Raw genomic sequence first — 13,129 nt, forward strand, 5'->3', positions numbered from 1 at the left:
TTTTTGTTAAGCCAAAGTACAAAAAATGTTCAATACCCCTTATGAAAAAAACTAACATCTTTATATCACTAGCAGCCCTGTTAGTGATTTTTTCTTGTGTCTCATCAGACCCCAAATACCTCGAAGGAGAACTTACTTCTAATTTTGGATATCCAGCAGATAAGGAAATAGAAAAATCATTTTACTTATTAGGCGATGGTGGCTATTCCCCAATGGGCGGAAGCTCTAAAGGGCTAATAGCTTTTAAAAGTTATTTAGATTCGGTAAAACAATCAGATAACTATACCATCTTTTTAGGCGATAATATTTATCCCGATGGAATGCCAGATAAAGATGCGCCAGATAGAGAAGCGGCTGAATATAGAATTGACGCACAGCTTGATGCCATAGAAGGTTACGATGGGAATGTGCTTTTTATCCCCGGGAATCATGACTGGTATAACGAGCGTATTCCTGGCCTGGAAAGAGAAGAAGAATATTTAAAAGAGAAGTTTGGCGATGATCTTATTTGGAGCCCAAAAACCGGCTGCGGATTGGAAATTATGGATATTGGGGAAGAAATTACTTTAATTGTTATCGACTCCCAGTGGTATCTTGAAGATTGGAATAAAAGCCCGACAATAAACGACGACTGTGCAGAAATAAAAACCCGTGAGGCTTTGCTTTTGGAAATAGAAACCGAATTCAAAAAAAGCCAGAACAAGACAATTATTGTAGCCATGCACCATCCTTTATTTACAAATGGAATTCACGGTGGGCAATACAATTTTAACCGACACATTTATCCAACACAGAAAAAAATACCTGTACCTATTTTAGGCTCTTTAGCTACCTTAATTAGAACAACCGGTGGAGTTTCTATCCAGGATGCGCAAAATGAGCGTTATAAATCTATGGTAAAACGCCTGGAAACTTTAGGTCAAAAATCAGATAGGCTAATTTTTGTAAGTGGTCATGAGCATTCATTACAATTAATAAAACATGGGAAGATTAATCAAATTGTTTCCGGTTCTACTTCAAAAGCTACCTATGCTACTTTAAGCAACGATGGAATTTTCGCTTATCCTGAACAGGGATTTGTAGTTTATGATGTGTTTAAAGATGGTTCCTCCTGGGCGAGTTTTTATGGAAATGAGAACAATAAACCTAAACTTTTATTTCAGAAAGAGATTTTTGAAGCACCCAGAGAATTTGATGTATCTGAATTTCCGGATGAATTTGATGAAACTATTACCACCTCGGTATATCCAAAAGAAGAAACCGATAAAGGTTCTGTTCATAGAACAGTTTGGGGCCAGAGGTACCGTGAACTTTACGGAACTGAAATAGATGTGGAAATAGCAGATCTTAATAAGTTATATGGCGGCTTAACGCCTATGCGAAAAGGGGGCGGCCACCAAACGATTTCTATTAGAATGAAAGATAGTATGGATCGTGAGTATAACTTTAGAAGGTTAAAAAAGAAAGCCGTTCAGTTCTTGCAAACCGTTGCTTTTAAAGATACACCTATAGAGACCCAGTTGGAGAATACTGTGGCCGAAGACATTATTTCAGATTTTTATACTGCGGCGCATCCTTATGCATTTTTGGCTATTCCAACTATGGCAGATGCAGTTGGAGTTTTTCATACTAATCCTGAGATATATTATCTACCCAAACAACCAAAGTTGGGGAAATATAATGATGAGCATGGGGACGCTATTTATATGATAGAAGAACGGCCTGAAGATCACTGGTTAGGTGCAGAGAGTTTTGGTTCTCCAAATCACGATATACAGAGTACCGCAGGAATGTTTGATCGTTTAAGAAGAGATGAAAAATATTCTTTAGATGAAGAAGCTTATGTAAAAGCGAGAATATTTGATATGCTTATTGGCGACTGGGACAGGCACCAGGACCAATGGCGTTGGGCTGAAATTGAAGATGAAGAAGGGAATCGTGTTTTTAAACCTATTCCCAGGGATAGAGACCAGGTATTTTCAAATTTTGATGGTGCTTTTTTCGGAACCTTGCGAGCTTTAACCGGTTTTGCATCTCAATTTGCTGTTTATGGTGAAGACATTAATGATGTAGAATGGTTTAATGTATCGGCAACAGGTCTGGATAGATCTTTACTTCAAAATGTAGGAAAAGAGACCTGGAAAGCTCAGGCAGAATTCATCCAGGAAAATATGACTGATGAAGTTATTGAAGAAGCTTTCAAAAAACTTCCAAAAGAAACTTACAATCAAACCACCAAAGATTTAATAGAAAAAGTTAAAGCTAGGAGAGACAATATTCTAGATATTTCAATGCGCTATTACGATCATCTTGCTGAACTTGCCATAGTAACCGGCACAGATAAAGACGATTTTGTAGATGTTACCCGAATGAAAGATGGAAAAACCAGGATTAAAATTTCAAGAAATAAAGGTGGTGAGCGTGCAGAAGTTTTAAGTGATAAGGTTTATCATAAAGACGAGACCAATGAGATCTGGCTTTATGCTTTAGATGATGATGATGAAATTTTAGTTGAAGGTGACGGAGACGACAACATTTTTCTAAGAATAATTGGAGGGCAAAATAATGACATTTATACCATTAAGAATAGTAAGCGTCTTAAAATTTACGATCATAAATCTAAACCCAATACGGTTAAGGAAGATGGTGGCGCTAAATTTAGATTTAGAGATGATTATGAAATAAATACCTACGATAAAGATAAAAAGACCTTTACCGCAGGTGCTATTTTGCCAGGATTCGGATTTAATCCTGATGATGGTTTTAAAGTAGGTCTTGAGGTAGTAAATACTATCAACGGATTTAAACGAAACCCCTTTACGGCGCAGCATACCTTTGGTGGTGGATATTATTTTGCGACTAATGGTTTTGATCTTTATTATGAAGGAGAATTTGCCAATATTTTAGGGAATTACAATCTAAAAGTAGGTGCAGATTATACCAGCCCAAATTTTGCGAGAAACTTTTTTGGCTTCGGAAATCAGACACCAAATTTTGACGATGATCTAGACTTCGACTATAACCGGGTTAAAATTAGCAGATTTAGTGCTAAAGCAGGTTTTGAAAACAAAACTCCGTTTGGTAGTATGTTTAGGTTTATGGCCAATTTTGAAGGAAATAAAGTTGAAGCAACAGAGGGAAGATTTATTACTGAAGATTTTGAAACCGATGATCCAGATTTTTTCAGTAGAAAATATTTTGCTGGCTTAGATGCATTATATCGTTACGAAAGTTATGATAATAATCTGAATCCTACCAGGGGAATGAAGTTTGAACTTAATCTTGGAGGGCAAATGAATACTGCTAATACAAGCCAGGCTTATGGATACTTTAAACCATATTGGGGCTTTTATAATTCACTTACCAGGAATAGAAAGCTGGTTTTAAAGACCAAAGCACAGGCTCAATTAAATATGGGAGATGATTATGAATTTTACCAGGCGGCACAACTTGGAGGTAATACCGGCCTGAGAGGTTATCGTTTACAGCGTTTCACTGGTAAAAGCTCTTTCGCCACCGGTGGTGATCTTAGATATAGCTTTGACCAATTTACCACTAAATTTTTACCATTACAAATTGGTGTTTTTGGTGGCTATGACTTAGGTAGGGTATGGAACGATTTTGAAGACAGTAATCAATGGCATGATAGTTATGGTGTAGGTTTCTGGGTAACCAGCGCTGAAGCCATAAATGGAACTTTTAGCCTATTTAGAAGTGATGACGGGTACCGATTTTCATTCGGGTTTGGATTCCAGTTCTAAAGTTAACTACAGTATAGCATTAAGAACCGCCGAGAAACTAATTTCCCGGCGGTTTTTTTGTGGGTAAATTTGAAAAACTCATCATATAATTTCCAGACTTTTTCTTGATTTTATTCTAGGAGGATAAATTCCCCGAGGCACGCCTCGTTAGTAAATGTTATAAAGTTTGAAAACGTGTTCTAATAAAATGCATCGTGGGCTTGCCGCGATGAAATTTGCTAACGCTAAAATATGATTTATTTATATCCTTATAGTGAATAATCTTTCTTTAGAATGGATAGAGTAATTAGCCTTAAACTCAATTCATACTTAAGAAATCGAAGACCCTAGAAAAGTAGAAAATATAGCTTCGAAATTTTATTTTTAAAGCCAGATAAAAGTTCTTTAAAATAGCCTCTAAATTCGATTTAGGATAACAGGGAAGAAGCTTTTTTGATTGGTTATCAAGTATTGATTTCAGCTCAACATCTAAGCAAGAGAACTGAAACAACAGTAATTGACATAACCTTGAAAATTGACTACTACAAAAGACTTAGCCAATAGAAAAAACTCAGGAATTTATTATTCCGGTTTCTTCATATTTAAAGTATTGGAGAAATCGATAGTTCGAATTGGGAATGGGATGTTGATACCATTTTTATCGAAAGTTTTCTTGATTTCAATAATAGCAGTATCCCTGGCTATTAAAAGATCCCTATTTTTAGTAGCATCGGTCCAGAAACGAACAACGAAGTTAATTGAGCTGTCCCCAAATTCGGTAAACATAAACTCAACCTGTTCATTTCCGCGAGAAGGGAAATGTTCAGCAATGGTTTCTATAGTAATTTCTTTAACTTTTTCAAGGGGAGAAGAGTATCCCACTCCGCAGTTTAGCATAACTCGAGAGCGGTTGGTTCTTGAAAAGTTTTTAAAGGGTTCTTCCACAATTTTAGAATTAGGAATTACCACATAATTATTATCGGCTTGTTTAATTACAATATTCCGAAGATTAATTTCGGTGACCTCACCGGCATAGGAATTTGTTTCTATCCAATCTCCAATTTGAAGTTCGGGTAAAAAACTTAAAATAATCCCTGAAAATGTATTATTTAAGGTGCCCTGTAAGGCTAAACCAATTGCTAAACCTACAACACCGGCACCGGCTAGAACCGAGGTAAGAATTTTGTTGAGATCAAGAATACCAAGGGCAATAAAAAAACCGATAAGGATCACAATTGCCTTGCTCACCTTAACGGTTATTTGTCTAATGGAATCTTGTTTAACCCTATTTCCCAGTATTTTATGTAGTAACTGACCAACGTATTTGGCAAGAAATACAAATAATATAAAAACTAGAATTGCTAATAAGAAGTTTGGTAGATTCAGTATTAGTGCATCTAGCCAGCTTATTAATTTTCCGGTAATTCCTTCCAGGGAATCTTTAAGGTTAAATTCTTCTTCCAAGATCTATTTCTTAACTGGATTTATGAGAATCTGTAGTTTTCATTTTCCAGGCATCTAACATCCAGCTTGTCTTTTCAAGTTCTCTAATGTAAGCTCCAATAAGATCTATGGTACCTTCATCACCTGCTTTATCTGCTGTCTCTACAACAGAACGCATTTGCTTCAGTAAAATTCCGTGATCTTTTAGCAGGGTTTCAATCATTTCATAATCGGTTAAATCTGCTTTAGATTCTTTGATACTTGAAGCTTCAAGATAATCGGTTAAATTACTAATTGGGGTATATCTTAAAGTAAGAATACGCTCCGCAATTTCATCAACCTTTAATTTTGCTTCATCATAAAGCTCTTCAAATTTTTCATGAAGATCAAAAAAGTTCTTTCCAATTACGTTCCAGTGAAAATTTCTAAGTTTCTGGTAGTACAAGTGATAGTCTGCAAGAAGAACATTTAGCTCATCTACAGTAGTTTTTGTTTTTTCTTTATCGAGTCCTAAATAGCTCATAGTTTTAATTTATTATTTTTTAAAATTCAATACAAAAATATAATAGTTGGTGTGTTCCACAAATAATTTCGGCTGGTTTAATAGAAGTTTAACGACACCTAATTAATTGGACGATTATCTTTCAAATCGAGTTTCTTAATCATTTCTTTCGAAACCTGACCGCTAGAAATTCCGTAGCCATCAACTAAAACTCCCTTATAGCCTTCCGAAGTGGTAATAGCGTAGAGAATTGCATTATCATCTGGATTGCTCATTCCTTCAAAGCGGAGTACTTTATCAACATCAAAATCTTCAACTCCAAAGGTTTCATCTTTAGATTTAAGTTCTATTTCTTCATCAAGAAGGTTGAAATCGTGTTCGTAACCTTCTTCCAGTTTTAATTTGTTTATCGCTTGAGAAAGCGTTCCGTAATCTTTCATCTTAATTTATTTGACTGATTTATAATGTTAAATTACGTTGACAAGCCCTGATATGCAAATATTGAAACTTGTTTAGGATAAGTTTAACTCCTTAAGAAGCCTTATTTTAAAAGGCCTGGGGAGATTTTTAGAAATTTCAGTCCAGAAGTTAATCCTTCTTATTATTATTGTTTCTGAAATTGAAAAGACCCAATGGAAAAACCAGTAAAAAGAAAACATACCATCCAGTTACGAGGCCTATAATGGTAATAATGCCCGCAATTATATAAAACCAATAAGATTTTTGAAATTTCATACTTTACACCTGAAGTTGGTAAACAAATGTACTAATATGAAGCTCTCTAAAAAACGATAATCAATAAAAGAAAAATTATAGCAAGATAAATTAGCCAGAAAGGCTTAAGGTTTTTTGGATTACTACCAAAACAGATCTTTGTCAGTTTGAAATAAAAACTGCGGTTTTTGGCGATATGGTTATAACCGTTTTTGCTAATAATTTTAAACCAGGTATACTTATTAAAGTGTAGATGCCATTTTTTATTTCCGGAATGATATAAACTCCTGTATGCAGAGTCTGGGCCGCTATACACTTTACCGTCAGGTTCAATTAACCTGCTGGCTTTTTTAAATTCTTTGAGAGGAATATCAGGAAAATTTTGTGCCTTCTCCTGGTAGGTTTCAAAAAATACTTTTCCCCGGGTTTTACTTTCCCAATTAGTTTTCCAAAATTTACAAAAACCGCAAGTTCCATCCCAGATTAGCGTTGGTCTTTTTGGCGGGTTTTCGGTTCTTTTAATTTCAGTGTACATGTAAAACTAATTGATCTTTTTTATATTTGAACGTGTAAGCTTCTGGAGACATTTAGTATGCCGAAGTCTATTAACTCGATAATTTATTAGATATTTGCAAATTAGCAATTTCAGTAAAATAAAATAAGTGAAAAGCATTCAATTATTAAGAATTCGGCAGGCGTCATACGTTCACCATTTTGAGAAAATTAATGCTATCTCGGTTGGTTATTTGTAACCCGGGATTAATTATTTAGGGATTAAACGATAAAATATGAAAAACAAAATCACTTTAAAGGAACTTGCAAAATTGCTTAATGTTTCAGTTTCTACGGTTTCCAAAGCATTGCACGATAGTCCTGAAATTAGTCCCAAAACTGTTGAGCGGGTTAAAGAACTTGCAAAACTTCATAATTATCGGCCAAATCCGGTAGCGGTAAATTTAAAAAGCAGTAAAAGCGGCACAATAGGAGTGATTATTCCCAATATTTCGAATACTTTTTTTGCTAATGTATTATCTGGAATTGAAGCTACAGCGCAAAAAGCCGGTTTGCAGGTAATCACTTATATTTCTAATGAAAGCTTAGAACGGGAACAACAAATTGCCGAGATGTTAACTTCCGGTTTTGTAGATGGTGTACTTATCGCTATTTCTGAAGAAACACAACGTAAGAAAGAATATGACCATTTGTTTAACCTGGTAGATTATGATATTCCTGTGGTTTTATATGACAGGATTAACATTGATCTTCCAGTGGATAAAATTGGAGTAGATGATGAACATAGTTTTGAAGAAGCTACTCGGTTATTGCAAGCCCGCGGAATTAAGAAAATTGGAATCGCAACTTCTATCCATCATTTAGGAGTTGGGAAATTGAGAATTGCCGGTTATAGAAATGCTTTAAAAAACGAAAAAGATTTTTATATAGCAAACTCCTCTAAACCCGATACTTTAAGAGAGAAAACCAAAAAGTTATTAGTAGAAGATAAAGTTGAAGCTATACTTTGCAGCGATTTTGAAAGTACCATGTTGGTTTATAGAATGGCCTATGAGAATAAAATAAATATTCCGAAAGATTTAAAAGTTATCGGATTTATAAATGGAGATGTGGCGCGCTATTTAACTCCGTCAATTAGCTATGTGGAACAATTTCCCGGCGAGATAGGGCAGCAGGCTGTAGATTTATTAGTAGACCGGATAGAGAATCGTGTTGCTGGAAAACTACCATTAAATAAGACTATACACACTAAACTTATGCAGTTGGAATCTACGGCGTTTTAAAAAAGATTCCAGGTTTTTAAATTTAATTATCAATTAGAGAAATTTTAGATGAAAGAGAAATATTCAGAAAAGAAAATTCTGATTACCGGTGGTGCGGGTTTTATAGGTTCTCACGTAATCCGACTTTTTGTAACTAAATATCCAAATTATCAAATCTTTAATTTAGATGCCCTAACCTATGCAGGCAATCTTGAAAATATTAAAGATATTGAGAATGCCGAAAATTATCATTTTCTAAAAGCTGATATTACTGATGCTGGTTTAATAAAGGCTTTATTTCAAAAACATCAATTTGATCATATAATTCACTTAGCTGCAGAATCACATGTAGATCGTTCTATTTCTAATCCTAAAATTTTTGTAGATACCAACGTTACCGGAACGCTTAATTTAATGGAAGCGGCCCTTGAAATATGGCAGGGTAATTTTGAGAATAAATTATTCTACCATATTAGTACAGATGAAGTTTATGGAACTTTAGGGGAAACAGGGTTATTTACCGAAACCACCGCATATTCTCCTAACTCACCCTATTCGGCTTCAAAGGCGGCATCAGACCATTTTGTGCGGGCCTATGGCGAAACCTATGATTTGCCTTATGTAATTTCAAATTGTTCAAATAACTACGGTCCTAACCAATTTCCTGAGAAATTAATTCCTTTATTTATCAATAATATAATTGAAGGTAAAACTTTACCGGTTTATGGCGATGGAAAATATAATCGCGATTGGCTGTATGTGTTAGATCATGCGAAGGCCATAGATTTAGTATTTCATAAAGGGAAAAATAAATCGACTTACAACATCGGCGGATTTAATGAGTGGCAAAATATAGATTTAATTAAGTTGCTCTGTAAAATAATGGATAAAAAACTCGCTAGGAAAGAAGGCAAATCTGAAGCGCTCATCACCTTCATTAAAGACCGCCCGGGCCATGATAAACGCTATGCGATAGATGCTAGTAAAATCAATGCGGAACTTGGCTGGAAACCATCGGTAACTTTTGAAGAAGGTTTGAAAAAAACTGTAGATTGGTATTTACAGAATCCCGGTTGGATAGAAGCCGTGGTTTCCGGAAGTTATAAAGAATATTATAAAGAGCAGTATAATGGAATTTAATTGAATCTTTTTTTTAAATTATGTTTTATAATTTGAAGTCTACTCTTTCTAAAATTTAAGTTAAAAAGTTTTTTTTCAAATCTTTCTATATAACCGTATTTAGGTCTTCTGAATGCTTCTTCTTTTTTCTGATTAAAGATAACCTTAAAAAAGTCAAGTAGTTTGTTTTGAGATAAATGATAAGGAATAGTGTTATCTATTAATGCAGGAGCGTTCAACATGTCTAGATATAGAGTATCGTTATTATCTAACTCTTTCACTCGCTTTAGAATGTCTTCAAGTGATTTATAGTCGTGACAATTAATAAATGAGTTTGGATTAAAATCTTTGGTTACTTCAGGATTACCCCAGTAAATAGGAATTGTATTAGAAATAAAGGCATGTAAAATTTTCTCAGTGGTATAGCCTGGACAAAATGAATTTTCAAAGGCAATTGTGAATTTACATTTTGATTGAAAATCCAGTTTAGAGTACATCCAATCTTTTGTATATCTACCCCCCACATCAAATTCATAATTTCTAAGATGAGTCCCTACAGAGTGTACCATTTTATACTCATTTAGAAAATGATAAAAATTATCCCGAAAAGGATTGGCGTTGGCATTAGAATAGATATAATTACAAAAAAAAGATTTTTCTTTTAGGGTTTCTATTGTATTTGTGCGGGATAGCAAAACCTCTTTAAACTGGTCTTCCATTATAGCAAATAGAGGAAATCTTAGATATCTATCATTAAAATCCAAAAAATGAAAACCAATCCCGTAATCACATAAATTAAAATCAGGGAGCACATTTTCGCCTGAATAATATATTCTTATAGCATCTTTGTAATTTAAGAAATCGTAACCAAATGAAGAAAAAATAAGATAATCGGGATTATTTTCATCAAAGATTAATTTATAATCTTTGCTAAGAAGTATTGTTAAGTAATTATTTTTGGGATTTATATCGTTGGTGAAATCTGAAAACCAAATCTTAATCTCTTTTTTCATAGTACAGCTTAATTTTCAAAGGTATAAAATTCATTAGAATTATCGTTTTAATTTCTTATACCTAAATTCTGCGGAAGTTAATTATATTAGCACTTAAGGTTATTTAAATATTTTTTATTAAATGAAAGGAATAATTCTAGCCGGTGGCACTGGCTCCCGTTTATATCCACTTACCAGGAGTGTTTCGAAACAATTACTGGCGGTTTATGACAAACCTATGATCTATTATCCGCTATCTGTTTTAATGTTAGCTGGGATAAGGGAGATTCTAATTATTTCAACCCCTAAAGATCTTCCTAATTTTCAAAAATTATTGGGCGATGGAGAAGCCTGGGGATTAAATTTGTCTTATGCTGAACAACCTAAACCCAACGGACTTGCCGAAGCTTTTATTATAGGGGAAGATTTTATTAAAAATGATGATGTATGCCTGGTGTTGGGAGATAATATTTTCTATGGTCAGGGTTTTAGTAATTTACTTGAAAGTGCAGTAAGGAATTGTAAGAATAGTAACGAAGCTACTGTATTTGGCTATTATGTAAATGAACCAAAACGTTATGGAGTTGTAGATTTTGATGAAAGTGGAAACGCATTGAGTATAGAAGAGAAACCGGAAAAACCTAAAAGTCACTATGCAGTGACCGGACTTTACTTTTATCCAAATTCAGTAATTGAAATTGCTAAAAACTGTAGACCTAGTGCAAGGGGAGAGTTGGAAATAACCAGTATTAACCAGGAATATTTAATTAAAAAACAGTTAAAAGTGGAAATTATGGGACGTGGTTATGCCTGGTTGGATACCGGCACGCACGATTCTATGTTGGAGGCTTCTAATTTTGTACAAACCATAGAGAAAAGACAGGGGTTAAAAATCGCCTGTCCTGAAGAGATAGCTTTTCGGAAAAATTATATTCAGAAAGATCAATTACAAAAATTAGCTACTGATTTAGAAAAAAGTGAGTATGGAAAGTATTTGATGAATTTGATTAGATAAATAGTATTTCTTTTTAATTACTGTTTTTTTTGTAGTCATTTCTTCATATATATAAGTGTCATCTATTTCTTAAGGTTTCTAAATTACCTTTCAGGAATTTTTTTAGAATATTCTTAATTTCTTTTGTTCTCGAAGCTAATTCTAGCACATTTTATAAAAAAAGTTAATCTCCTTTAACAACCTCAAAAAACTAACATATTAATACCCTATTAATTCGATAGACTAATAGGAAATATTATATTTGCCAAGTATCTCTATATTGTCAAAAATTGAAAATTGTATGGAAAATGAAATTCAGAATAAAATTCAGCAAGATTACCTGGTGGCAATACAAGCATCGGTTGAGGCGGGTTTAGAGATTTTAAGAATCTACGAAAATGGAGATTTTCAGGTAGAATTAAAGGAGGATGATTCGCCGGTAACGCTGGCAGATAAAATGGCAAATAAAATCATTATAAACTATCTACAGCCTACCGGAATCCCAATTATTAGTGAAGAAAATATAGAAATTGAATATTCTGAAAGAAAAAAATGGGGTTCCTGTTGGATTGTTGATCCTCTGGATGGTACTAAAGAATTTATAAAAAAAAGTGGTGAGTTTACAGTGAATATTGCCCTCGTAAAAAATAATAAGCCAATTTTCGGGGTTATCTATATTCCTGTGAGTAAAGAGCTGTATTTTGGTGATGTAATGGAGGGTAAGTCTTTTAAAATCATCGTTGATAATAAAATTGATGAAGGGGATTTATTAAAGAATGCAGAAGAGATATTTCCAGGGAATGTTGGTAGAATAATACATATTGCAGGTAGTCGCTCGCATATTAATGAACAAACCCTCAGATTTATAGAGGGAATCAAGGAAAAATACTCTCAAGAGGTGAAAGTCATTCCAAAGGGAAGTTCTCTCAAATTTTGCCTCATGGCAGAAGGGTGCATTGATGTATATCCAAGGCTGGGACCAACTATGGAGTGGGACACCGCTGCAGGTCATGCTATTTGTAAAGCCGTTGGGTTGAAAGTAATGGATAAGGAAACCAAAAGTGAAATAGTTTATAACAGAAGAAACTTGTTAAACAACTCTTTTGTTGTTTCTAATCTTTAGTGATTTAATTAGCATTACCTTACAACATAGGGCTTGAGATAAGGAAAACTTGGTTTATTTAAAGTTGTAACAAAATTGGGTTTATATTATATTCTTGAAAATATATTAAAATTCAATCTAATAAATGAGTCAAATAGATAATATCACAACATTTAATTTTTCCCTGGGAAGGGAAGAACGAAATAAATTAAATGCACATAGCTCATTTGTAGTGTGGTTTACCGGCCTATCGGGTTCGGGGAAATCCAGTCTCGCAAATATGGTAGAGAAATTACTTTATGAGCAAAAAGTTAGAACCTTTGTTTTAGATGGTGATAGTTTAAGGAAGGGCCTAAACAAAGAATTAACTTTTAGCCTTAAAGAGAGAGAAGAGAATTTAAGAGTAGCTGCAGAAGTTGCAAAGATTTTGATTTCATCAGGCTCCGTGGTATTGGCTTCTTTTATTTCTCCGAAGCAGGCCAATAGGAATATGGTGAGAAAAATCATCGGAGAGCAGGATTTTATTGAAGTTTTTGTAAATACCAGTCTGGAGACTTGTGAAAAAAGGGATGTCAAAGGTTTATATAAAAAAGTAAGAGCTGGGGAGATTAAAAATTTTACGGGAATTGATTCACCTTACGAAAAACCAATTAATCCAGATATTGAAATAGAAACTGAAAAAGAAAATTTAGAAGAAGCAGCTAGCAGAATTTTAAAACTGCTTCAAAAGAAACTTGAATTAAAGTAA

The 13,129-nt window shown here is 34.0% G+C and carries 11 protein-coding genes; 6 read left to right on the forward strand and 5 right to left on the reverse strand.

All coding sequences use genetic code 11. The annotated features are described in order from the left end of the window. Nucleotides 1–41: 41 nt before the first annotated feature. A complete protein-coding gene (locus FG27_RS16200; RefSeq protein ID WP_037320942.1) occupies nt 42–3,761 on the forward strand; it encodes a metallophosphoesterase in 3,720 nt (1,239 codons plus the stop codon). 561 nt (nt 3,762–4,322) lie between these two features. On the opposite strand, the gene FG27_RS16205 is transcribed toward FG27_RS16200, so the two are convergent. The 4 genes from FG27_RS16205 to FG27_RS16220 all read right to left on the reverse strand — a co-directional run bounded on the left by FG27_RS16205 (nt 4,323) and on the right by FG27_RS16220 (nt 6,934). After that, nucleotides 4,323–5,204, reverse strand: coding sequence for a mechanosensitive ion channel family protein (locus FG27_RS16205; protein WP_037320945.1), 882 nt, complete (start codon nt 5,202–5,204; stop codon nt 4,323–4,325). Nucleotides 5,205–5,214: 10 nt separating this feature from the next. After that, nucleotides 5,215–5,706, reverse strand: a complete 492-nt coding sequence (locus FG27_RS16210; protein ID WP_037320948.1) for a Dps family protein — start codon at nt 5,704–5,706, stop codon at nt 5,215–5,217. 98 nt (nt 5,707–5,804) lie between these two features. Then, nucleotides 5,805–6,125, reverse strand: a complete 321-nt coding sequence (locus FG27_RS16215; RefSeq protein WP_037320951.1) for a hypothetical protein — start codon at nt 6,123–6,125, stop codon at nt 5,805–5,807. A gap of 341 nt (nt 6,126–6,466) precedes the next feature. After that, entirely contained in the window at nt 6,467–6,934 is a 468-nt protein-coding gene (locus FG27_RS16220; protein WP_037320954.1) for a thiol-disulfide oxidoreductase DCC family protein, read from the reverse strand. 253 nt (nt 6,935–7,187) lie between these two features. Here FG27_RS16220 and FG27_RS16225 point away from each other — a divergent pair, with 253 nt between their 5' ends. After that, nucleotides 7,188–8,195 carry a LacI family DNA-binding transcriptional regulator gene (locus tag FG27_RS16225; RefSeq protein ID WP_037320957.1) on the forward strand — a complete coding sequence of 336 codons (1,008 nt, stop codon included), beginning with the start codon at nt 7,188–7,190 and terminating at the stop codon, nt 8,193–8,195. 48 nt (nt 8,196–8,243) lie between these two features. Next, nucleotides 8,244–9,314 (forward strand): dTDP-glucose 4,6-dehydratase, encoded by a 1,071-nt coding sequence (gene rfbB / locus FG27_RS16230; protein ID WP_037320959.1) that lies wholly within the window; start codon nt 8,244–8,246, stop codon nt 9,312–9,314. On the opposite strand, the gene FG27_RS16235 is transcribed toward rfbB, so the two are convergent. Further along, on the reverse strand, nt 9,311–10,306 hold the full coding sequence (locus tag FG27_RS16235) for a glycosyltransferase family 10 domain-containing protein (RefSeq protein WP_037320962.1): 996 nt from the start codon (nt 10,304–10,306) through the stop codon (nt 9,311–9,313). The genes rfbB and FG27_RS16235 overlap by 4 nt on opposite strands. Nucleotides 10,307–10,427: 121 nt before the next feature. Here FG27_RS16235 and rfbA point away from each other — a divergent pair, with 121 nt between their 5' ends. The 3 genes from rfbA to cysC all read left to right on the forward strand — a co-directional run bounded on the left by rfbA (nt 10,428) and on the right by cysC (nt 13,129). Then, a complete protein-coding gene (gene rfbA, locus FG27_RS16240; RefSeq protein ID WP_037320965.1) occupies nt 10,428–11,300 on the forward strand; it encodes a glucose-1-phosphate thymidylyltransferase RfbA in 873 nt (290 codons plus the stop codon). Between the two features lie 280 nt (nt 11,301–11,580). Continuing rightward, nucleotides 11,581–12,402 (forward strand): 3'(2'),5'-bisphosphate nucleotidase CysQ, encoded by an 822-nt coding sequence (gene cysQ / locus FG27_RS16245; protein WP_051935899.1) that lies wholly within the window; start codon nt 11,581–11,583, stop codon nt 12,400–12,402. A gap of 124 nt (nt 12,403–12,526) precedes the next feature. Next, nucleotides 12,527–13,129 carry an adenylyl-sulfate kinase gene (cysC, locus tag FG27_RS16250; protein WP_037320967.1) on the forward strand — a complete coding sequence of 201 codons (603 nt, stop codon included), beginning with the start codon at nt 12,527–12,529 and terminating at the stop codon, nt 13,127–13,129.

This window comes from Salegentibacter sp. Hel_I_6 (assembly GCF_000745315.1).
In the GTDB taxonomy this organism is placed as follows: domain Bacteria; phylum Bacteroidota; class Bacteroidia; order Flavobacteriales; family Flavobacteriaceae; genus Salegentibacter.